The following is a 22,829-nucleotide window of genomic DNA, read 5'->3' as shown; positions in this document are numbered from 1 at the left end:
CTCACCCTATTTGAGGAAGGCAAAAACTCCCATCTTGTTCGCATGGAAAATCAATCACTTGTGTGACGGCGTCTACCGGTAGAGGTCCATATATATGTGGGAACATTACCTTTCCCCCTTCGAGATTTTCGTCTACGATGTTGCTGGTAATTTTTTGTGGAATGATTTTTAAGAGAACAAGGTTGCGCTGTCCATGAAAAAACTTGTTGGCAGAACCCACAATTTGTTGGTGATATGAGCAATGAATGAAGCCTTCCTTCGCAAAGTTTACAGGTAAATACTCACTTTGCGCTTGTGACCATTCTTCGCGGGACGTAATATGATATAAAAACTCAGACATCGTTATACCGTGTAAAAGATAATCATGTGAAAGTGGCACCAACTACCCGCTAAAACGAATAGATGCCAAACGGTATGAAACCATAATATACCGTCTTTTACATAGAAAAATACACCCAGTGTGTAAGCAAGTCCTCCGGCAAACAACCATATTAGGGCACCGATTGGTAATACAATCATAATGGACTTAATCATTACCACTGCCAACCATCCCATCAATAGGTATAAAACTAAACTAAATGTTTTGGTTTTTTCGAGGTGGAAAGTTTTCATGTACACACCCAAAAGGGCCATCGACCACACGATTGTGAGAACTACCATCGCATCGTGGTTACCTATTTTAAACATGACAGGTGTGTAGCAGCCTGCTATGAAGAGGTAAATCGCTGAGTGGTCTAAAATTTGAAATACTTTTTTGAGTTTGGGAGTTTTTACGGAATGATATAGTGTAGACGCCGTATATAATAAAAATAAAGTGCTTCCATATACAATTAGGCTAAGAATTTCGCTTTCGTTACCTTGCCAGTTGCTAAAGACAATGAAAGCGATAATGGCTAGAATTAAGCCAATTCCATGTGTCAAACTATTCGCAATTTCTTCATGTTTTGTTTGTAGATTGCCGTCGCGCTGTGTCATAATACCCTCATTATTCTGTACTTAAGTTATACGTAGCTATTTTTGTGGACAGCTATTTTACCGATATTGTATTCTGTGTACAACAAATAATTAAAAGTTTTATGGTGTACCTGTTGGATCCCAACATGTGCGAAAATTTTCATTGAAGTTGTCCAGCTGAGCCATATCTTCTTGGTTAATTTCAAAATCAAATACTTGCGCATTTTGTTGTATGCGGCTATGATTGATAGACTTGGGAAGTACGACAATTTCATGCTGTAAACACCATTTGATAAGTATTTGTGCGGTGCTTTTGTTGTATTTTTCAGCAATGGCCATTAGTTTAGGATCTTGCAATTTTTGCCCACGGGTGAGAGGACTGTAAGCTTGTAATTGAATGTTATTTTCACGACAAAAATCCCACAGTTCTTTTTGAAATAAATATGGACTGAATTCTACTTGATTGGCCGTAGGAGTTACATTTGCTTGGTCTAAAAGCTCACGTAGATGCCGCACTGTATAATTACTAACACCGATAGATTTACATAAGCCATCTTCATACAGTTTTTCTAAAGCGCGCCACGAGTCGCCACGTACCTTCTCCACAGGGAAGTGAATTAAATACAAGTCGATATACGTACCTAAACTTTCGGTACTTTTTTTACAAGCTTGTAGTGCCTGATCATAGCCGTGGTCATCGTTCCACAATTTTGTGGTAATGAAAATCTCTTCCCGAGGAATACCACTTTTACGAATGGCAATACCTACGTCTTTTTCGTTGTCGTAAAGTTTAGCGGTGTCGATATGACGATAACCACTGTTGAGGGCATGAATAATGGCATTTTGTGTTTGCTCTCCTGGAGGAGATTGATATACGCCTAAGCCAAGATAAGGTATACATTGACCGTTGTTTAACTTCGCTTTTGTATAGGTATCCATGATAATCCTTTCAAAGAGGTGAATCTTATGAAAAAAATAGTTTTGGTACTGTTTGTTCTTTGCAGTGTGAGTGCTTCGCAAACCACTACCAGATTGGCAGAACTGTCAAATTTATCGTACTCACCAAAGAAAATTACTTCGCGCATTGTATTTGGGGTATTAAAGGGTTTTGTCTTAGTAAACAAATTGTATGATGATAAAACGGGCTTTGGAGCGGTTGCTTATCTTCATCCCCAACGTCACGAAGTCATCGTTGCCTACCGCGGTACTAGCAATACCAAAGACATTGTTGCGGATATTGCCATTGCCAATATCACGGTGTTTAATAACGAAAATGAGTCAGCGCAGGATATCATTTCTAATATTTTGAATGAAATGCTTACGGTCGCCAAACTAAAAACATTGTCACACATAATTGAGTTGAATACAATTATTTCCTCACAGCTAGAGAAAAAAATTCAACCGCCACAAATTGTCGATATGATCAAGGAAATGGACCCGTTTTACGCGCGGGAATTACAGACGGAAAAAAAGCTTTGGGATGAGTACAGCGAAGAAAAAAAAGCAAAAAGGCAACGACAATTAACGCGTTTGCTGACAGCTTTTACACGTAACCGCCGTAGAGTAAAGCCACTGGATCATTTAAAAAACAATTTACAGCGTGCCAAAGATTTTTTTCTCGAAACGCGCAAGAAAGTCTCCGACTCCCATCGTTCACAGCGTTTCAAGTGGTACGTTACAGGTCATTCACTCGGCGGGGGATATGCACAAGTTGTGGGGGCGACGTATCAGGTACCAACAGAAACGTTCGCAGCACCTGGTATGGACGAAGTATTTCGCAAATTTTGGGGAGTACCTCATATGCGTACGGTAAAAAACCACATGCACATGCAAGACTTGGTACCTAAGGTAGGAAAACATATTGGACAAGTGTACACCTATCCCAATCCTCAGTTAGATGATAAAGAACAACATGAAAAGTATGAACGCTTGCGCAAATTTGCTGAAGAACTTCCACAAAAAATGTACAAAAAAATGCGTCGTGATGCGACATCATTGTGGGTGAAAATCAATAAAGTGGATTCTGCCATTGCTCAAGCGCAAAAAAAAGCACAAAAAGCTTTTTTTAAAGGGCAAAAGAAAAAGTGGCACACCCGCGCACAACGTTTAAGCCTTCTCAAAGAGAATCTCGCTATTTATGAGACCTTGTTACAAGTACCATGGGAAAGTCGTCTGTCGTATTTGCAAAACAACAAGTTAGTTTCTAAGTACAACCGCAATGAAATTATTGGTTATGAGTTAGGTGAGCTTTTTCACGTGATTCTGCACAATCACAGTATTGAGGAGTATGTTGCGGATTTTAAGTAGAGTTGGAGGGGGTTTGTTTTCCGGATTGGTGCTGTGGTAGAGAGATTCGTTTCCGGATTGGTGCCCTCACCATCGAATTAGCAGTTACAGCTGCGCTGTAAGCTGCTATTCTCATACCTCTCCCACAGGGAGAGGTGTAATGCTTCTCTTTTGTAAAAAACAAAATTCGCTTGAGTTGCGGGTCAAAGGTGTGATGTAACAAAGTCTTTTGATTGATGCTGAACTGTGATAGCACTAAAGAAAACAAATGGAAACAAATTTAGACGTGTTACGCCTCTCCCTGTGGGAGAGGCATGAGAATTAAGGGTTTTAGCAAAGCTAAAACCTTAAATTCGATGGTGAGGGCACCAATTCGGCAAACGATACTCTTTTCCTACGTTGCTTTTAGCAAAGCTAAAACCTTAAATTCGATGGTGAGGGCACCAATTCGGCAAACGATACTCTTTTCCTACGTTGCTTTTAGCAAAGCTAAAAGCCTTAAATTCGATGGTGAGGGCACCAATTCGGCAAACGATACTCTTTTCCTACGTTGCTTTTAGCAAAGCTAAAACCTTAAATTCGATGGTGAGGGCACCAATTCGGCAAACGATACTCTTTTCCTACGTTGCTTTTAGCAAAGCTAAAACCTTAAATTCGATGGTGAGGGCACCAATTCGGCAAACGATACTCTTTTCCTACGTTGCTTTTAGCAAAGCTAAAACCTTAAATTCGATGGTGAGGGCACCAATTCGGCAAACGATACTCTTTTCCTACGTTGCTTTTAGCAAAGCTAAAACCTTAAATTCGATGGTGAGGGCATCAATATGAAGACGAATCCATACCAAATCTAATTCGATGAAACGTCTATTTTATAAATACCACGCCCAAAAGTGGCGGCAAATAAAGTGTTGGTTGCCTGATGATAATCCAGCTCATGAATGACAATATTGGGTAGTCCTTTGCCAACAACTTGCCAATTCTGACCCTGGTCTTTGCTCATGAAAACGCCTACATCGCTTGCTACGTAAAGGGTTTTTGCATCTGGACTAACGACGATACCATTGACGGGAGCTTCTGGAAGATTTGTGGAAATAGCTTCCCAGCTTTCTCCAGCATTCGTAGTTTTAAACACGTGAGATAAATGCTTATCCCATCTGTAGCCTGATATGGTCGCGTAAGCAATTTCCGCATTTGTGGGGTGTACGGCAACGCTTGTTACCCATTCTTTTGGTAAATTTTTCGCGATGCTCTTCCAATTTTTTCCATGGTCTTTCGAAATCCATATATTTCCATCATCTGTTCCGGCATAGATGTAATCGTTGTCACTCGCAGATACGGCAATGCTCGTTACTGTGCCAAACGGGTCGCGTTCGTCGCCATTTGTCAATTTAGGGCTTATGGAAGAAAAGTAACTACCATGACTTGTCGAGCGATATATGCGATCACTTCCAAAATATACATGACCGTTGGTAGGGTCTACGGCGATTGGACACTTCCATCCTTTGTTTCCAGATATTCCCGATCCACCCCAACCAAAACTACGACCACCATTGCTTGATGCGCGGAAAGCGCCATATTGTGACTCACCATATGCATAGCTTGAATTTGTAGGATCAAAAGCGACATCTAGGCCATCTCCACCAATGACACCCTTCCAACCACTTTTGCTACCTGTGGCAATAAAGTTAACGCCATTGTCTTGGGCTCCCGCCAAAATTCTATTGGCGTCTTTGGGATCAACTGCTAGAGAATAAAACTGAGTGATGGGTAGATTTTGTGATTTTTTCCACCGCGAACCACCGTTTGTTGAAAGATAAACACCACCGTCATTTCCGGCAAGACATACATTGGAGTCAAGTGGGTGTATATAGAGTGCGTGGTGGTCCACATGCATATCGTATCCGACATTTTGCCAACTATTTCCACCATTTTGTGTGCGATAAAAATTAAATCCTAGGAAAAATACTACTTGTGGATTGTTGGGGTCCACGCGTATGTTAGAAAACCACCATGCGTATGTACCAACGCCACCGTATAAAGTTCCATCATTGGTTTGCTTCCAAGAATCTCCGGCGTTTGTGGTTTTGAAAACACCTAAATGATCACCGCTTGTCGTTGCAAAGCAAGCGTAGAGAACATCGGGTTGCGATTGACAGATATCAATACCAATACGCCCGGTGTTGTCATTACTTTTTGGTAGGCCATTTTCTAACTTTTGCCATGTTTCTCCGCCGTCTTGAGAACGGTAGATTGCCGACTGCGGTCCGCCGTATTTTTGATAACCGGGTTTACGTATTCTTTCCCACATGGCCGCATACAATACATTGGGGTTTTTGGGATTCATCGCTAGATCTACGCAACCTGTTTTGGGGGAAACAAAGAGCACTCTTTCCCAATTTTTTCCGCCGTCTTTACTGCGATATACACCACGGTCTTCGCTTTCGCCGTATAGAGCGCCTGTTGCTGCGACGTAAACGATGTCGGGATTTGTGGGGTGTACTTTCACACGACCAATACACTGTGTCTTGTCAAGCCCTGTATGTGTCCACGTTTTACCTGCATCTGTTGATTTAAAGACACCCAATCCAGGATAGGTGATGGAGCCTCCACCAGGATTTACTTCACCTGTTCCCACGTAGATAATATTAGAGTCCGATGGAGCGAGACAAATATCTCCGGTATTTAGGGTCATCTCATTGTCGAAGATGGGGAACCAATTTTGCCCTTGGTCGGTGGTTTTAAATATTCCACCAGAAGCGGCTGCAAAATAAGCGACATTGGCATTTGTTGGATCCATTTCCACATCGCAAATACGTCCACCAATATTTGTGGGGCCGACAAATTCCCAGGTGGCTCGCGAAGAAGCCGATTTTACGAGTTGATTTGCCTGATCTTTTGCCTTGCGAAAAGCGGCGAAATTAAACTGGTCGCGATTTGTTCCCATGCGTTGTTTGATAAACCAATCCGTTGGTTTGGAATCTTTTTCATCACCTTCTTCATAGTCTTCTTCTAAATGAGAAACATGATTCTCGTGCCGTTTTTCTGCGCGTTGGACAAAATTTATTGACAATAAAATGACCAACGTCGTCGTCGTCAAAAAAAACAAAAATTCTTTGTGACTTTTTATATTAAACATAATGACCTCTCATTAATTACCGTATTTAACATCTAACTGTTGTTTTATTTAATTCAACCGTTAAGTTTCGCATTTTTCTTATTTAGAAAATATTGTTCGCAAAGGTAGACAGGCAAAATCATAAATAAGAACCACGAAAAATATAAAAGATAGTTAATACTTGGTTTTCCAAAATAGTGGTAAACCATGTCTTCTCTAATAATAATCGATAACGATTGTAACAGCAACGATAAAATGAGAAGGCAAATACCCGCTTCATAAAGATTTTTACCACTGAAATTTTTACTGATGAGTGAAAATAAAATGGTGCTGACAACAATGGTAATGACTAAGGCCGAGAGTTGTATGGATAGCGCGGAAAATTCGCGTCCTAGCCACACACTCATAAATTTTAATATGGGCGGATAAGCCAATATGGTGGTGATGGGGAAAAAATAGCGTTTTTTCTTAAAGCAACTGGCAAGGTACTCGCGTACATGCTGTTTATTTAGTATTTGCGAGAGAAAAATCAAAGATGATAAGCTCATAAACCACGAATAAAATAAGATAAAGTTTTCTATGTCATGCATATACAAAATATTTCCACGTCTAGGAAATTTGGTGACAAATATTTTTTCCCATTTTTCTGGTGAATCATCGCCTAATTTTAAAGTGAGAAGTTCTTTTAATTTTGTTTGTAGTTGCTTTTCGCAGTTAAAGTAAAGTTGAATAAGTTGTAAATCTTTTTCGTGAATGACGAGTTGAAAACGATTTTTGGCGGTGATGAGATTTTCTGATAAAGTGCTGACCGCTGCAAGTTTTTCTTCTTGGGTAAATAGGTGAGGATGTTCTAATGTCATGTAAGCGGTTTTGATGGCAAAGTCACGTTCGATGGCGAGATAACAGATATTGATCACAAAAGCAAACACAACGCCACCAAAAATTAAAATGGTTTTCAACACCTCAATGGCGCTGGAAAACTCACTTTTTATTTCTGTTTTCATTGTTTTCCCCATAAAAAAAGCCGAGCATCATCATGATGCTCGGCTACAAATTAAGAGTTTTTTTATTAGGTAAGCTTTTCTTATCTATTTGATAAAAGCCCACCAATTTTGCAATATCACGATGTGATATTCTTTGTGTATTTTTCGTAAATTTTAATGGTTGATATCTATATTCTTTCATGTATAATATACATCCTATCTATATTAATAGTCCGTGGAATGTTGTGAGGAAGATATATTCTTCCTCTTTTTTTATGGGCTTATTATCTATAAAAATAATCTACCATTGAACTATTATAAACCAATCCATAACATTCATTTACTTTACTTACACATTCGTAAAAAAAAGCGGCAATAAAAATTCACATTGCAGTATCTATAAACGCATAAAAAGACAAAAAGTTTGGTTTTTTTTATTTTTATGCCTAAAAATGTCTCAGGCAAATAAAAAATAATTTTACGATTTCGTTTACACACCTGTTCCCATTCCCGAGTCTACGATTTATTGCGCAACATCGCCACATGCCACACCGATTGAAAGTCTGTTTTGAGCGCCTCTTTCCATGTTATTTTGCGTTTGTCAGCGCAAAATCTCACAAATGCGAGGGAACGTGGAATAATAATGTCGGCGATATTCATAAATTCGACAACCAAAGTGTCTTGATCGGGTAATTGTTTTTTGGGAATTTGGATTCTTTTCTGCGATTCGACGATGCGATTTATAGATATTAGATTTTCTTCTGTACCAATTGCTGAAATGTACAACGGAAAGTTTTCTAAATTCTTCAGGACAATATTTTTTTTCGTCCGCGAAATATGTAAATCGTTTTTGTTGGCGATTAAAGACGGGGCCTGTGCTGTAATTTCGTAATTGTGTTTTTCGTATGTTTGGACATTGAGTAGTTGTAAATAATTTTTACTATATTCTTTGAAGATACCAAAGTATTCTTTTTTTTCTACGGTTTCGATCACAATATGGCGACCTATAAATTTTTCGAGAATGGGATCATATATGTTACCACTGTACTCGACGATGCTTTCGCCAATGTTTTTTAAATGTTTGTTTTGTTGTTTGAGGGTTCTTTGTTTTAGCTGACCGAGAATAAGATGAAAACTCTGTGATATTGCATCGCGAAATGTTCCTAGTATATTGCGCATTTTGCGTAGTACTTGGCGTAAGAGACCTGGTTTATAAGTACGCTTGATACTTTTTTCTCTTTTCTGTTTATTGATTTCTGTCAGTTCGCTCTGATAACGGTATACGCATTTTATATTGGCGTACTCCGTGGCATATAAAATTTGACTAAACTTATCGTAGTTTGTGTTCGTATCCTCTTTTTGACGAAAGACGAGTTCCATTCCGGTGTGATAAAGATGCAAAACTCCTTTGGCGATCGAATTGTCTGTCATTTCAGTGGTAATGGAAAAGTTATTGAAATCCTTAAGGCATTTGTCGACGCTACGCGCTTTTATGAAAAAACCAAATAGGGCGCTTAGGAAGATAAAAACAATGGATAGTGCCACGGCATTTTCTAGTAAAAAGCTAATGATATCGGAAGATGTTGCCTTGCCTTCTTCAGCGAAGAGCGCTGTAATAAAAAATAAAAATAGACAGAATATTCTCATAAATAAGTCTTTCAGTATAAAATAACATAGGCCCTCAAATAATTTATTTGAGAGCCTATTCATCGTGATATTTGATGGTGTTTTAGGACGATATTATTTTTGTATATACAATTCTTTTAAGCTTTGATATACGTCTTGTCCTTGCTTTTTTAAGCTGTTGAGAGAACGTCCTTTGTTTAATGGGATATTGCGTATGCTTTCGTGTGTCAAGGCGTTAAAACCATAGGTTTTGATTAGATAAATTCGCGACATTCCCGGACTTCCTTCAGACAGTTTAAAATTTCCTTTTTGCCATATGTCGTGGATAGCAAGTTGGTCGATAAATTTTCCTTGCAGTTCGAAGAAGTCAAGGTCAACAAAAAAGCGAGGTACGCGATAGATGAAATCTTCGACAAAACTTCCGTGCATGTCGAGGACACTTACCACCTTTTTATTGTCGATGTTTTGCAAAAGAGATTGTAGATGACCACGAATAATGACGATTTCATCGTTGGCACTTCCTCCCCAACAACGATTTAAGTCACGTCCGTTATTGTTGTATCTCGTGCGTTTCTCTGCTCCATCTGGATTTATCATTGGGTATAAGATGAGTTGAAAATTTTGCAACCACTCTTTGTCAGCAAAAACTTTCTCTACAAAGCCTTCGACAATCCAGTTCGCCGTTCCTTCATCTCCATGGTGGCGACAAAACATGACGACTGTTTTTTTATCGGCCTGCAAAACTTGAGGCATGACCACATAAAGGTTACGTTTTAGCAAACTTTCACCGATTTTAATCTTTTGGTATTTATTCTCGGAGAATGTTTGCTGGTTGCCGTCTAAGAATGTATTTAAACGTGCATAATCATAGTATTTTATGTATTTTTTGTTGTAATCGTCACGTTCGTATTCAGGCAAAAGATGCACTGTGTATTTTTTGCCCTCTGTTAGTTTTGCGGCACTGGCTAATGTAAATTTTCCATCGATTTCCACATAAATCTGTGTGTTGGCAATATCTAAAGAATCAATTTCTTTTGCGGTCAACTGCATTTCATGCACGCATTCTGCGAAACACAATATGGGCAAAAGTAGTACGACTAGAAAAAACTTCATGATCTCCCCCTATTTGCTATTAGCAACTTCTTGGTATAGTTTTTCTAATACCGATAACATTTCTTCTGAGTCTCGGAATCTACGTGTTGCTTTGATACTAAGCATGGTCATGATTACGTTTGACACATTCGCTGGTATTCTCGGCTCTAATTTGTCCGGAGCTGTTGGCATTCTCTTGGTACGAATGCGAATTAGGTAATCAAGTAAATCTTTTCCACCGCGCCCTTTGTATGTATCTAGATATGGCGGCATTCCCGTTAACATATGATAGTATGTCGAGCCTAGACTGTAAATATCGGCGCGATAATCAATGTTATTACTCTTCAACCTTTCCGGTGAGATATAAGGGTAACTTCCGACGATGGTGTCATCGCGTGTAATACTGATATCTGTCATCCCACCTTCTGCTCTTGCGATACCTAAGTCGAGTAGTTTGACTTGGTCATCTTTGGTAATCTGAATATTTTCCGGTTTTATATCGCGGTGTATTGTCTTGCGATCCCAGATGTATTTTAGAGCTCGCGCGGTGTGTAAAATAATTTTAGTCGCGTGAATCGGAGATAGTATACCGTCGCGCGAGGAGTCTATAATCGTTTTTACACTCTGTCCGGTTAAGAATTCCATCATCATGTAAAACTTGAGTTCCGGTTTACCCTTTTCAATAGAACAGATTTGGCGTATGTCATAACCTTTCACGATATTTTCGTGTTCAAATTGGATGAGCATCACCGCTTCTAAGATAAAACGGTTAATGTCAGAAAGAGCACTAAACATCGTTGACTTGATCGCAACAATCATGTTGTCATTTAAACGACGTGCGCGATAAACTTTCCCCATCGCCCCGTGACCGATAAGGTCGAGTATTTCATAAAAATGTCCACGGCTTCCACTCAGGATCACACCTGGCTTGATATCTTCGTCCATGGAAAATTGTTGATTTAATGTATTTCCGTATACATCTAGAGGTTTGAGTTTGTAAGAAGGTTTGCGCTCTTCTTCACCTCTTGGAAATACCACTTTCAAACTTTGAATCGACCCTGGTTGTAAGACAATTTCCTCTGATGATCCTTCGGCCTTGCCTTGTTCAAGTGCAGTGATAATCGGTTTTTCTTGGGCTTTTACAAACATAAAACTGCGTTGGGTTTTTGCCATTCCCTGCTTAAACTCCACACTTTCATTTTCTGGAATTTTTGCGTTGTGCGTACCCATGTTACTTGCCGAAGAGGAAAAGTTGATTTTGTGGACACCGTTATACGAAACGTCCATTTGTCCATCTTTGTAGGCACATAAAATTAGATAGAAAGGCACTCCCACTTTTTCGTTGTTGTCGTGTTCGGTTTTTATGATAAAGGTCCGTGGTTTTTCCTGTAGAGAAAATGAACATTCTTGCTCAACACTTATTTCTTCGCCGGTGTCAGAGTCAACAATCGTGGGTTTTATCAGTAAAGATACTTCTCCTGTTTTGGCCTCACTGTCAACGTCTATGTGGTATGCGAGTTGACTGTTACTACCGCGCAGTAAAGTTTTAGGATTATTTGGATGAGAACTTATTGTGAAATATCCCGAAATATCTTCTAAGCTTTCTCTATCTGTAAAAATAAAGCTTACCTTTGTGAGATCAAGCGCTTGATCGCTACAGTTATATATTTCAAAGGAAATCGGACATACCAAGTCTCCCTGGAATAATTTCTCTACAAACTTAATTTCTTTTAGCTCTATACTGATCGGGCGTGGTTCAATCGTTACAGCATTACTTTGTCCTTGTTTGTCTTGAAAAGATACAAAAAACTGATCTTCTTTTGGTAGCACATCATTGATGTTACCTTTATACACGAGTCCTAATTTTACTAAGTCGACTACTCCATTTTCAAATGCAGAGTCAGGAATCGTATTTAGGATGTCTTGTTGTGGTAGATAAAAGTCACCCTTTCCACTTTGCGGACGCAGTTGTACACTTTCTTTAAAATCGCTTTTGATATTACCGTAGATGTCTTGGGCAACTACCGAGCTACCCTCGCTCAACGGATTTTCATTGATAATCGGTGAAGCCAGTATAATTTCAAATTTGCCTAGTTCCGCAGGTTTTATTTCTATCGTACCAGAAAGCCCACTTGTTGCTCCTTGTTTTTCTTCTACCTCGATGACCACTTGTTCGTTTGCATTGACAAAGGTGAATTCCTCACCGGTAGTGGCAACCCCTTGTTGAAACTCAAGTTGCAATTCAGATGGGATGTTGTGCTCTGTTCCATTTGGCGCTGCTTTGGCGTTACTGTTGAACAACAGACTTTTGCTACCTTCGTAACTTAGGTCTTTTTCATTATCTCGTTCAGCACAAAGGGTGATCGCAAATGGTTTTCCTGCTGTAACATCCTGGGGAATTTGAATAGAAAAGGAACGACCGGATGCTTCGACAAACCATCGAAAGGATCTGTCACAAGTTATTTCTTTTCCCGAATTATCTTGAAATTTTAATTGTGCGCTAATTTCTGTTGTCCCTTGTCCTGCATTGTCCGCTATGTCGACATTGAACTGCAGTGAGGTTACTCCCTTCGGAAGGGTCTCTAAGTTTTGCGGATGAGGAGCAACTTTGTAAGTATTCTCCGGCTCACCGTTATGCGTAAACGTAAAGCTTGAATGGCTTAGTTTTACATCATTGCCATCATTGCGAACTTTGACTTCGATCAAGTAGGTATGGTTTGATAGTACTTGAGAAGGAGACATTATTTCGTCTATGTGTAAGTTAATTGGGCGCGCAAGTATTTGAAAATCTGGACTTTCGTAAGAAACTCCGTTTACCGAACACTGTAATTTTGCTTTTTGTGGCAAAACTTGCGTTGGGGCGCAATCTATTTTTAATTGTTGTCGTGAAAGATTTAGGTTACCGTTTTCAAAAAGGTTCCCTTCCAACATCGTTTTCGGTTGATCGTTTACGTCGTAGAGTTGTCCCTCAACGCCAGATAGTTTGACTTGTATTTGGTCCTGGAACGCTAGAATTAAATTGCCAAATTTGTCCACGGCATGAATGGCATTTTCACCTACGAGAACCTCTCCTGCACGAATGTTGGGCGCCAAACGAAAATCTAAGTCGTGTAACACATCGGCTTGCACCTCTATTTTAGAGGTAGATGTTTGGGTTTTTCCATCTGTGGTTCTAAAATTAATATGTGGTTGTTCTGCCGCATTTGTCAGTGCAAAAACTGCGTCCGTTGTCGCTTCACCGTTGGTAAAGTTTACCGTAATGTTTTCTGGTATTTGTGGTGCCGTACCATTTTTTGAGTTTGTGGCATTGCTAGAGCAGTGAAATGTAATAGCATCGCTGAACATAATGTCACGCATATCGTCGCGAAAAATCTCTATTTTAAGAGAAAATGGTTTTCCTGCTGTTTCGACATCTTTATTTTGTGTTGTGATGACAATTGAACGCTCTTTTTCTTCTACAAGCCATTGGGTCATACTCGATTCGCGTAGTGGAATATTTTCTTCTTTGTCAGAACCAGCGACGGTGACCTGTATGGAAGTTATGCCCGAAGGAGTTTCTTTTCCTGTTTTGACGTTAAATGTTGCCAAAAAGGGTACAAAAGGCAATAACTCTTCTGTATGACTATTTACGGGAGATACAACATAGTGCGATGATACGTCTCCCTCATTTTCGAAATTAAAGAGGATCGTGGAGATATTTGCGGGGTTATTCCCTTTATTCTCAATTTCTAACGAAACTTGGTAGCTGGAGTTTCCATCTATTTTTTCTGGAGCCGTAACGCGGTTAATGCATAGTTCTGCAGGCTTTGGTGTGATGGTTATTTTTTCGCTGCTGCTGATGATATCTCCGTACACCACTTGTAGTTGTTCTTCTTTGGGAAGTTTTTCGCTAACATTTGCCTGATAGCAAGCCTGTAGGGCTGTTAAGTCCGCGACACCGTCTTTAAAGCTTTGGGCGGGGATGATACCAGCCTCATCACCAAAAGCAACGTGCCCTTTACCACTTACAGGTAAAATTTCACAATTCTCTGCAAAGTGTGGGTTTAGGTTTCCATGCGCGTCCATGGCCATCACAAAGTTTTTACCAGAAAAACTTTCCCTATTTTTTTGTGTAGGCTCGAGAACAAACCAGAAGCTAGCCAAGTCGCCTGCTTTTACGTAGAAAGATATTTGGCCCCCTGCGCCACCAGGAGCATGATCTTCTACTTTTAATAACGGTTGTTCTTGAGCGTTTGTAAATGAAATTTGTCCAACAACTTCTCCCACTCCATTGTTGAACTCAACATCTACATAAGAGGGGATAAATGGTTCGGAAGCATTTGCCGATGGCGAAGCATTTGATTCTAGATGTAATCTTTTCTTACCGCTGTAGCTCTGGTCTATTTGGTTGTCAAGTTGACACGTCAAGCGCAATGAAATGTTTTGGCCAGCAGTCACTTCGTTACTTTCCATTGCTTCGATTACGAAAGTACGCCCTTGGGGTTCGACATTGATTTTTTGTGAATGCTTCTTTTTCGCGCGAAACACACCTGTTGTGTCTTGTGTTTCTAGATAAATACCAATAGTATACTCCCCACAGGGGATATCTTGGTGAGGTGTGACTTGAAATTGTAAAGAATTTCGCGCAGCGGCTTTGAGAGATCTCGTACCTGCAGGGGCTGAAATGTCAAAGAGATTATTGACCTGTTGGTTGTTTTGTTGGAAATCAATGCTCAACTTGGAAATTTTTACGTCCATAGATGACGAGTTGAACGCTTGTATCTCCATCGAAAATGCTTGGCCTTGCTCTGTAAATTCTGGCGCTTCCACTTTTTCGATAAATATTTCGAGGATGTTATTTTCGATAACAATCTCTGAAGAAGTTGTCGCATGTCCACCACTGGAAACTACAAAGCTCTCTTCGTATGGGAGACGTTGTTCTTCGGTTGTTGTGTAGCTTATTTTCTGTGCAGTTAAGTCAATAACACCGTTTTCGAAAAAACGCCCAGGTATTGCGGAGAATGGTTTATTGTCTGTAAAAAGCTCTCCACTAACGCTCGAAGGAGCAATGGTGACGTCTTGGTTGAATCCAGGGACAATGTTCCCAAATTTATCTACGGCACGGATTTGATTTGTTCCCTGAAACAAGCAACCGTTCATTTGTGGAGATGTGAGGTCTATAGCGAATCCTAAAAAGTTTGAAGGGCGAACTTCGATAAAATCTGTGTAACCTTCGCCTACACCACTTGCTTTTTCTATGGCAGTAATTTGTGGAGTTTCCACACTATTGTATAAGATAAAGTCGCGGTCACTTGTCGCAACCCCTTCGACGAACTCCATCGCCAACGTTTTCGGATATTGCGCACTTACACCGGAACTTGTGGGGGTATCTGATATAGAGAAATCGATGTTGTACATACCAGAAAACTGAGCATCCACTTCGCCATCTTCTAAACACGCCCATAACTGTACGGCAAAAGGAACGCCTGCTGTTTCACTTAGTTCGTTTTCCGTGACAACGGCAAACACTCTGTTATAACCCACACTTGTTTGAACTTTTGTCTCTATGGCGGTTGGGGTATTATCTGTACTATCGGCACCACTAATTTTTATGTGAATATTGACTTTGCCTGCTGGGGCATTTTGTGATACTTCAAACACACATACAATGGTTATTGGTTGTCCTTCGCTGACAACAGAGGAGCTACCATTGACATCTTTGATGGTAAAGAATGAGTTGAGGTCTTTTTTGTTGCTTTCAAAAGCGACATCAATACCCGTAATTTCGGCCTGCATACCACCATTGGAAATGGTCATCCTTATTTCGCAGTTTTGTGCACCTTGTTCTATTGATTGAGGAATAGAGACCTCTTCTATGATGAGTTCTGCGGGTTTAGGAACAGAGACCTCTGCTCCGCAACTCCAGCAACTACAAACTTTCCCTCGTAGCTTTAGAGGAATATTTAGATTTGCATTACAAGCAGGACAAGGCATCTCTAATCTTTTGGACTTACGAGCGGGGACTTTTAGAAAAGTACCGCAGTAACTACATTTTATAATGCGTTCAACATCACTTGGAATAACGCTCAATGTTTTAGAACAGTTTGAACAGTTAATGGAAATTTCTCCGCTCATTTGCGTGTTCTCCCAGCGCTAGGGGGTTAATTTTATGTGTTTGAAGATAAGCAATGATAGTTAACTAAATTTAATTTCAAGAGAGGGTTATTTTCTCTTGATAAATACTATATGCCTTCTGGACTACAGTGTTTCATTAAGTTCATTTATCAGGATACGTTACTTTGTGTTAATTGTCAATATTTTAGGCAACATCGGTGTCTATTTGTATTGTGGCACACGTTCAGGAAACATGTTTTTTAAATATTTTTCTAATGTAAGGTTTGTTGGCCCATAGCCATCATCATACAAGAAATGCTCTAAATCTGTTCCCATTTCTCCGGCTGTTTGGTAGCGTTTTTCTAAGTCGCGGTTTAGAGCTTTGTGAATGATTCTCTCTAATTTTTCTGAGATATTTGGACATCTTTCGCGAATAGGTGGTACATCTTCGCGCATAATTTTTTGCATGGTAATAATGGTTTCTTGGTTACCAAAAAGAATTTCACCACTTAACAATTCGTAAAAACAAATACCCAAAGAAAATATATCGGAGCGTGCATCCGTTACTTTGAAAGATGCTTGCTCTGGTGACATGTACGGAACTTTACCATATAGGACATCTCCCTCTTTGTCCATATGGTGAACAGCTTTCGCAATACCGAAATCTGTCAATTTCACCACACCTTCAAAAGACATCATAATGTTTTTAGGCGAAACATCACGATGGACAATTCCGAGTAAATTGCCATCAGCATCTCTTTTGTTGTGGGCGTATTCCAAAGCACGACAGACACGGCTAATCATAAATGCGCTGATATCCTCAGGGGGATTTTCTTGTATAGCGGTGTGGCGCTCTTGAAAATCCTGTAAGTTAACACCGTTGATGTACTCCATTGCTATGTAAAAAGAGTTTTTAAATTTACCTAGCTGGTAAACTTGGGTAATATTTTCGTGAATCAAGTCGGCAACTAACTTTGCTTCACTAATAAACATCTCGACAAACTCTTGGTCTTCCGCAGCATCATCCATTAAGGTTTTTATCGCCATTCTTTTCTTAAAACCGCTTGCCCCCATCTGAATGGCTTCGTACACGGTTCCCATCCCTCCAGACGCAATTTTTCGAGCTATTTTAAGTTCGTGTTTGTCGTTTATTTCAAAAAGAGGTGTATCCATAATTTAAATTTCTCTAATGATTTTACCGAATTGTAAAATTGAGATTTTGATAAAGTATCTCAACACTTGGTTGCCAAGTGGCCCTAAGTAAAGAAATTAGCATATTTTTTTTTACATGTCAACATTTTCAGCAGTGTAAAAGTGTGAGATGTCGGTTGTTATTTTTTCTCTAACTCTCTTGCTTTTTCGTAATCCTTTATCGATTTTTCAAAGTCAGCGCTGTTTTGATTTTTGTCTCCACGGTTTCGGTACGCCTGACTTCGTCCATCGTAAGCTTCTGTGTAATCTGGCTTGTGTTTGATCGCCATCGTAAATTCATCGATTGCGCGATCCCAATCTTTTAATCCCATGTATGAATGCCCCTTGCGAAAATAAGCCGGAGCATATTTCTTATCGATTTCTAGGACACGACTGTATTCCTGTAAGGCCTTTTGGTAATCCTTGTAAACTTGGTATATGTCACCTATGCTAATGTAAGCTTCTTTCATTTTTTTGTAGTCTTTGATCGCTTTTTCAAATGCTTTGATCGCTTCTTCTAGTTTGTGTTTACGAATGAGAAGGCGTCCTTCCTCCATGTGTTTTCTGGCTTTTAGATATTGAGGACGTTCTTCTTTAGGGATATTGTAAAGCTCGAGGTCCATTGTGCCAAAGAATAGTAGCCAAATGAGGGCGCTAAAGGTGACAATTCCCCAAACTACCGCACCAATGGTTTTTTTATTTTTTTTGATTTTTCGCCCCCAGCGATAAACCGGACTCGATCTACGGGCACTAATCGCTTCACCCTTTAGGTAATTTTCTAAGTCATCTGCTAAATCTTTTGCCGAGGCATAGCGCATTTCGGGAACTTTTTCCATGCATTTTAAACATATAATTTCGAGATCTTTATCTACTTTTCTGTTTATTTTTCGCGGTGGAACTGGGTCATCGTTGACAATTTTATGATATAGCTCTACTAGGGTGGAACCGTTGAAAGGGTAACGTCCGGTCAATACTTCGTAAAGAATAACTCCTAGAGAATAGATGTCTGATTGTCCGGTGACTTCTTTTTCTCCTGTGGTTTGTTCAGGAGACATATAAAACGGCGTACCTAGGGCGGAGCCACTTTCTGTAAGCATGGTTTCCGCATCCAGTTTTTTGGCCAAACCAAAATCCGTCACTTTTGGTTCACCATCTTTAGAAACAATAATATTTGATGGTTTGATATCCCTATGTATGACGCCACGCTGATGAGCGTGCTGTAAAGCATGAGCTACTTTTATGATATATTCGAGAAGTTTTTTTCGAGGCTTTTTCTTTTTTATGAGAGCTTGTAGTGTTTCACCATCAACAAAATCCATGGTGAAATAGTGATGGTTATCTTGTTTACCGATTTCGTAAATAGAAACTATGTTGGCGTGCTGCAAACTACCAGCTGCTTCCGCTTCCCTTTTGAAACGTAAAATTTCAGACTCGGTGGCAGCAGTACCCGACAACAACAATTTTAATGCGACAATGCGATTCAAGTACATTTGCCGTGCTTTGTAAACAACGCCCATTCCCCCACGTGCAATTTCTTCTATAAGTTCGTAAGAGCCAAAGCGACGCGTTTGTTGTTGTGGTTGTGAATTTTGTTGTGTTGCTTGCGATTGCTTTAGTTGTTGTTGCTGTTGCTGTTGCTGTTGTTGCTGGCCAGCAGCTAAACCATGAGAGGTTTGTGAAATACGTGCCGTATCACCTTGTTGCTTTGTATACATAGTTTGTAGTTGCTGGCGCACAACATTATTTGCTTTAGAGAAATTTACGGGAGACAATACGCGATTACGGACAAGTATTTGCCCTAAAGTTGTATTTGCAGGAGACAGAGGAGATGATTTTTCTCGCAGAGCATTTTGAATTTGCTCTTGTGAAGCCAAACGCCAATTCAAAAGAACCTGGATAAATACACGCTCTTCCCACTGTGCACAAAAAGTTCTAAAGTCCATTGCTCTGTTTGTATTCGCCATAATACTACCATTTCCTCGTTTTACTTGTTATTTTTTAGTGACCATTTGTTCGTCATAACACCCAATACGCAGTTTTTGGAAATTACCATTGCTATTACCAGCAGTGTACTTAGTATTGATGAAGAGAAAGTTCAATGAAAGTGCATTTCTAGTGCCATGAAATTTCAATACTTCGGCGTTTTGCGAACTAATGATATCGTGTGCTATTCACTGTAAATAATATTTGTTACTTTGTCATCTTCGAAATATATAGCTCTTTTGCGAAATTCAGATTCCCAGTATATCCATACGTTTTTACTATATGGGTCTTTCATCGCTGGAGGGTAGCCAAGAGATACAATAACATGTTGTTTCAACATACCTCTTTTCACTTCTCCTAGACTAATACTCTCTACTATGTTGTTGCTCATGTTTTGTAAAGATGGTTTCGGATCTTCCAGCAAAAAATATTGATCAAAAACGTCCTTAAACGCAGTTGACTCGTCTACTTTCCAGTGTACAATAAAATCATTGTTATTTGTGTCTGTCAAAATAGCTTCTTCGGTATAAACCTCTTTTAATCTCAGAGGAGTACCTACGGGGAGAAGTTCACCTGATAGATAGTTTTGCCAGTATACATACTGTTTTTGAAAGAGGTGTAAATTTGTTTTTGTCCACACTTCTTTTCCCAAAAATTCCTGTGCCGCAGAGTCTTTTTGACGAAATGCATTGCTACAACTACAAATAAAAAATAAAATGATAAAAAAATGAAATTTTGTCATGTTTAAATACCTTGCATAGAAAGTCATTGCTACTACGTTGTTGAAAAATATGCGTGGTGTTTTCACCTACGCCATTTTCGCGAAGCCGTAATTGCTTTGGAGAAAAATAAAACTACGAAATCTCCATTTTCTATGGAGATGATACGCTTGCGAAATGGAACTTGTTGTATTTCACTTGCAATCATGACTGTTATTTTGCTAGGTCTTGGATTGATTTTCTAATCTTACTACCTTTTCGTAAAGGTTTCAACAGAAAATTAAGGTGCGTTATCAATTAGTGAACATTCGTTACCATCGTTCACTAAATGTCGATACGATAGAGTGCTGCTCTAACAAATTTGGTGGTTATGCTATTTATTTTTCACAACCGATTACTGGGTTTCCTGTTGACGAAGAGTTTTGCAATTGACAAAGTAAAAATACATAAATAAAATAGATATTTTACGGAAGAGAATCGTCATTTTGTCGAAAAGAGTTGTACATGGGAGAAAGTACCGTATCAACCTCTGAAGGAAAAAAGTACATTATTTTGTTTGGACAACCTAGCAAGAAGAAGGTGATTGCGTCAAAACAAGACGAAGTGTTACTAAAATCCCCTCAGCAAGGTTCCGAGGTAGAAAAGAAAGATTTAGACTTTGGAGTTTTTGAGGATACAATTGAATACCAATTTGATCCTCAAAGAGATTTAGAGCCTGAGGATAAAACAATCTATACCAATTTTATTCGTGGTCTCAAAAAAATATTTGTTATGTTTATTCCAGGAAAAAAACGTCAAAAAAGTCATGGCCGAAGAGATTAAGACGTTTACAAAGTTTGACACCATAACTATTTTCTTTACTTTAATAAGTATGTAGAGTGTATGCACAGTAAATACGATTTATTGCTTGGTAAAGTAGCTATCGCTACAAAAACTTTAAATAAACAGGATTTGCGAAACTGTTTAGAAATACAGGAACGCCACAATACGCATTTAGGTATTGTGATGTTGAAGAAGAAGTTTGTCGATGAAAAAAACTTACAAAAGTTAATCAAGCAACAGCAAAAAAAAATAAATGTAACACAAAGCCGTGAAAAGGGTGAAGACCTTGTGATGTGCCGTCTGCTGTTACGCAAAGATCTCATCAAAATAGAGCGTTTAGAGAAGTATATACGCAAGCAGGAAGAATACAAGGAACGTGGGAGTTCTATCTCCCTAATAGAACTTCTCTTAAACAACCAAGAAATATCGTTAATCAAATTACTCGAAACGTATCATTCTATTTCCTCTGAAACATTGGCATGCCCAGGATGTCAAAAAAACTTTCGCTTAATGCATTTGGGGCCAGGAAAAAAACTACGTTGCAAGCATTGCAAAACGGTGTTTGGCGCACCAACAATTGAGCAAGAGTTTTCCGCATACAAACGCGGGCAAGAAATATCTCAGGCAGTAATTGAAAAAGAAGTTTTTGGTAACTATGAACTTCTTGAACAAATTGCTGAAGGTGGTATGGGTATCGTATATCGCGGCCAAAAAAAATCATCAGGGCAAATTGTCGCAATCAAAGTTTTGGGAGAAGGTCATCGTACATCACAAGAAGCTCAAGAACGTTTCGCCCGTGAAGCACGTACTCTTGAAATGTTAAAACATCCAAATATTGTATCTATTTTGGAAGTGGGCATTGAAAATGAAATTCCGTATTTTTGTATGGACTTTATCGAAGGCGAGTCACTGTCGGATATCATTGATCGTGGACCTCTTGAAATAGAAAGAGCGATATCTATTATCAAAGATATTTGTGGGGGGCTAGAGTACGCCCATCGTTTGGGGGTTGTACATCGCGATATAAAATCCTCGAATATTTTGATCGACAAAGACGGTACGCCAAAAATTACGGATTTTGGTCTTGCAAAGTGTATGGACTCTATTACTGTAATCACTCGCACAGGATCTTTGCTGGGGACGCCATCGTACATGTCTCCAGAGCAGGCAAAAGGACAATTAGGGCGAATAGGTCCGCGCAGTGACATTTATTCTCTAGGTGTTGTTTTTTACAAAATGTTAACCGGAAGAAACCCCTTTGAAGGGGAGAGCACTGTAGAGATATACCAAAACATCTTAACCGTTGATCCTCCGCCACCAAGTCATGACCGACCCGAAATAAATAAAAGAATAGATCAAATTTGTATGAAATGTCTGAAAAAAGATGCCTTTCAAAGATTTAAAACGGCAGATGCATTGGCAAAAGAATTATCTAGAATCGGTGAAAAAAGAAGTATGTGGCAAGCTCTAACGAGCCTTTTAAAAGGAAAGAAACAAAATAAATGAAAATAAGTCTAACAGTAAACGGACAAAAATATGAGCGCGATGTAGAACCACGAATGCTGTTAAGTGATTTTTTACGTCACGATTTAGAGCTTACAGGAACTCATGTAGGATGTGAACATGGGGTTTGTGGTGCTTGTACTGTTTTGCTGAATGGCGAAGCTGTCCGCGCTTGTATTATTTTTGCAGTTCAGGTTGACGGTGAGGAACTTACAACTGTGGAAGGTATTGGGAATGTAGACAATCTTCACCCTATTCAGGAAGCATTTCGCGAAAAGCACGCCTTACAATGTGGTTTTTGTACACCAGGGTTTTTAATGACGCTTGTGCCTTTTCTGAAAGAAAATCCTGATCCAAGTGAACACGAAATTCGTGAAGCACTGTCAGGAAACCTTTGTCGTTGTACAGGATACCAGAACATCGTAGATGCTGTGAAGTTGGCAGCCAAATCTTTAACCTAAG

16 protein-coding genes are annotated in these 22,829 nt (G+C 39.4%); 5 read left to right on the top strand and 11 right to left on the bottom strand.

From position 1 onward, the window contains the following. Position 1 precedes the first annotated feature (1 nt). The 3 genes from UABAM_RS28935 to UABAM_RS28925 form a co-directional block, all read right to left on the bottom strand. On the bottom strand, positions 2 to 340 hold the full coding sequence (locus tag UABAM_RS28935) for a DUF952 domain-containing protein (RefSeq protein WP_151971473.1): 339 nt from the start codon (positions 338 to 340) through the stop codon (positions 2 to 4). A gap of 2 nt (positions 341 to 342) precedes the next feature. Then, positions 343 to 975: a PAQR family membrane homeostasis protein TrhA gene (trhA, locus tag UABAM_RS28930; RefSeq protein WP_151971472.1), complete on the bottom strand. Its 633-nt coding sequence runs from the start codon at positions 973 to 975 to the stop codon at positions 343 to 345. A gap of 99 nt (positions 976 to 1,074) precedes the next feature. Then, a complete protein-coding gene (locus UABAM_RS28925) occupies positions 1,075 to 1,893 on the bottom strand; it encodes an aldo/keto reductase (protein ID WP_151971471.1) in 819 nt (272 codons plus the stop codon). A gap of 27 nt (positions 1,894 to 1,920) precedes the next feature. On the opposite strand from UABAM_RS28925, the gene UABAM_RS28920 reads away from it, so the two are divergent. Beyond that, positions 1,921 to 3,261, top strand: coding sequence for an alpha/beta hydrolase family protein (locus UABAM_RS28920; protein WP_151971470.1), 1,341 nt, complete (start codon positions 1,921 to 1,923; stop codon positions 3,259 to 3,261). Positions 3,262 to 4,087: 826 nt separating this feature from the next. Here UABAM_RS28920 and UABAM_RS28915 read toward each other — a convergent pair. From UABAM_RS28915 to UABAM_RS28880, 8 genes are all read right to left on the bottom strand, one after another. Then, a complete protein-coding gene (locus tag UABAM_RS28915; RefSeq protein ID WP_151971469.1) occupies positions 4,088 to 6,376 on the bottom strand; it encodes a VPS10 domain-containing protein in 2,289 nt (762 codons plus the stop codon). A gap of 53 nt (positions 6,377 to 6,429) precedes the next feature. Next, positions 6,430 to 7,359: a hypothetical protein gene (locus UABAM_RS28910; protein ID WP_151971468.1), complete on the bottom strand. Its 930-nt coding sequence runs from the start codon at positions 7,357 to 7,359 to the stop codon at positions 6,430 to 6,432. Positions 7,360 to 7,854: 495 nt separating this feature from the next. Then, on the bottom strand, positions 7,855 to 8,985 hold the full coding sequence (locus tag UABAM_RS28905; RefSeq protein WP_151971467.1) for a hypothetical protein: 1,131 nt from the start codon (positions 8,983 to 8,985) through the stop codon (positions 7,855 to 7,857). 93 nt (positions 8,986 to 9,078) lie between these two features. Then, complete coding sequence (locus tag UABAM_RS28900) at positions 9,079 to 10,077, bottom strand: M14 family zinc carboxypeptidase (RefSeq protein WP_151971466.1); 999 nt, start codon at positions 10,075 to 10,077, stop codon at positions 9,079 to 9,081. 9 nt (positions 10,078 to 10,086) lie between these two features. Next, on the bottom strand, positions 10,087 to 16,170 hold the full coding sequence (locus UABAM_RS28895) for a serine/threonine-protein kinase (protein ID WP_151971465.1): 6,084 nt from the start codon (positions 16,168 to 16,170) through the stop codon (positions 10,087 to 10,089). 201 nt (positions 16,171 to 16,371) lie between these two features. Continuing rightward, positions 16,372 to 17,322 carry a serine/threonine protein kinase gene (locus UABAM_RS28890; RefSeq protein WP_229759322.1) on the bottom strand — a complete coding sequence of 317 codons (951 nt, stop codon included), beginning with the start codon at positions 17,320 to 17,322 and terminating at the stop codon, positions 16,372 to 16,374. Between the two features lie 158 nt (positions 17,323 to 17,480). Further along, positions 17,481 to 19,304 (bottom strand): protein kinase domain-containing protein, encoded by a 1,824-nt coding sequence (locus UABAM_RS28885; protein WP_151971464.1) that lies wholly within the window; start codon positions 19,302 to 19,304, stop codon positions 17,481 to 17,483. A 203-nt stretch (positions 19,305 to 19,507) separates the two neighbouring features. Further along, complete coding sequence (locus UABAM_RS28880) at positions 19,508 to 20,065, bottom strand: hypothetical protein (protein ID WP_151971463.1); 558 nt, start codon at positions 20,063 to 20,065, stop codon at positions 19,508 to 19,510. Positions 20,066 to 20,327: 262 nt separating this feature from the next. Here UABAM_RS28880 and UABAM_RS33595 point away from each other — a divergent pair, with 262 nt between their 5' ends. The 4 genes from UABAM_RS33595 (at position 20,328) to UABAM_RS28865 (ending at position 22,828) form a co-directional block, all read left to right on the top strand. Next, positions 20,328 to 20,474 (top strand): hypothetical protein, encoded by a 147-nt coding sequence (locus UABAM_RS33595; protein ID WP_173013639.1) that lies wholly within the window; start codon positions 20,328 to 20,330, stop codon positions 20,472 to 20,474. Positions 20,475 to 20,546: 72 nt separating this feature from the next. Next, complete coding sequence (locus tag UABAM_RS28875) at positions 20,547 to 20,864, top strand: hypothetical protein (protein ID WP_151971462.1); 318 nt, start codon at positions 20,547 to 20,549, stop codon at positions 20,862 to 20,864. Positions 20,865 to 20,924: 60 nt separating this feature from the next. Next, positions 20,925 to 22,370 (top strand): serine/threonine protein kinase, encoded by a 1,446-nt coding sequence (locus UABAM_RS28870; RefSeq protein ID WP_151971461.1) that lies wholly within the window; start codon positions 20,925 to 20,927, stop codon positions 22,368 to 22,370. Next, on the top strand, positions 22,367 to 22,828 hold the full coding sequence (locus UABAM_RS28865) for a (2Fe-2S)-binding protein (RefSeq protein ID WP_151971460.1): 462 nt from the start codon (positions 22,367 to 22,369) through the stop codon (positions 22,826 to 22,828). The genes UABAM_RS28870 and UABAM_RS28865 overlap by 4 nt, the downstream gene beginning before the upstream one ends. The last annotated feature ends 1 nt before the right edge of the window (position 22,829 follow it).

Source organism: Candidatus Uabimicrobium amorphum (assembly GCF_009002475.1).
Lineage (GTDB): Bacteria > Planctomycetota > Uabimicrobiia > Uabimicrobiales > Uabimicrobiaceae > Uabimicrobium > Uabimicrobium amorphum.
Note: the sequence above shows the minus strand (reverse complement) of the source record. Positions and strands in the feature narration are given on the sequence as shown.

Bases quoted from the DNA above. Each gene is read 5' to 3' on its own strand.
- UABAM_RS28905 (WP_151971467.1), bottom strand. From the start codon at position 8,985: ATGAGAATATTCTGTCTATTTTTATTTTTTATTACAGCGCTCTTCGCT.
- UABAM_RS28885 (WP_151971464.1), bottom strand. From the start codon at position 19,304: ATGGCGAATACAAACAGAGCAATGGACTTTAGAACTTTTTGTGCACAG.
- UABAM_RS28890 (WP_229759322.1), bottom strand. From the start codon at position 17,322: ATGGATACACCTCTTTTTGAAATAAACGACAAACACGAACTTAAAATA.
- UABAM_RS28875 (WP_151971462.1), top strand. From the start codon at position 20,547: ATGGGAGAAAGTACCGTATCAACCTCTGAAGGAAAAAAGTACATTATT.
- UABAM_RS28900 (WP_151971466.1), bottom strand. From the start codon at position 10,077: ATGAAGTTTTTTCTAGTCGTACTACTTTTGCCCATATTGTGTTTCGCA.
- UABAM_RS28920 (WP_151971470.1), top strand. From the start codon at position 1,921: ATGAAAAAAATAGTTTTGGTACTGTTTGTTCTTTGCAGTGTGAGTGCT.
- trhA (WP_151971472.1), bottom strand. From the start codon at position 975: ATGACACAGCGCGACGGCAATCTACAAACAAAACATGAAGAAATTGCG.
- UABAM_RS28870 (WP_151971461.1), top strand. From the start codon at position 20,925: ATGCACAGTAAATACGATTTATTGCTTGGTAAAGTAGCTATCGCTACA.
- UABAM_RS28925 (WP_151971471.1), bottom strand. From the start codon at position 1,893: ATGGATACCTATACAAAAGCGAAGTTAAACAACGGTCAATGTATACCT.
- UABAM_RS28895 (WP_151971465.1), bottom strand. From the start codon at position 16,170: ATGAGCGGAGAAATTTCCATTAACTGTTCAAACTGTTCTAAAACATTG.
- UABAM_RS28935 (WP_151971473.1), bottom strand. From the start codon at position 340: ATGTCTGAGTTTTTATATCATATTACGTCCCGCGAAGAATGGTCACAA.
- UABAM_RS28865 (WP_151971460.1), top strand. From the start codon at position 22,367: ATGAAAATAAGTCTAACAGTAAACGGACAAAAATATGAGCGCGATGTA.
- UABAM_RS28880 (WP_151971463.1), bottom strand. From the start codon at position 20,065: ATGACAAAATTTCATTTTTTTATCATTTTATTTTTTATTTGTAGTTGT.
- UABAM_RS28910 (WP_151971468.1), bottom strand. From the start codon at position 7,359: ATGAAAACAGAAATAAAAAGTGAGTTTTCCAGCGCCATTGAGGTGTTG.
- UABAM_RS28915 (WP_151971469.1), bottom strand. From the start codon at position 6,376: ATGTTTAATATAAAAAGTCACAAAGAATTTTTGTTTTTTTTGACGACG.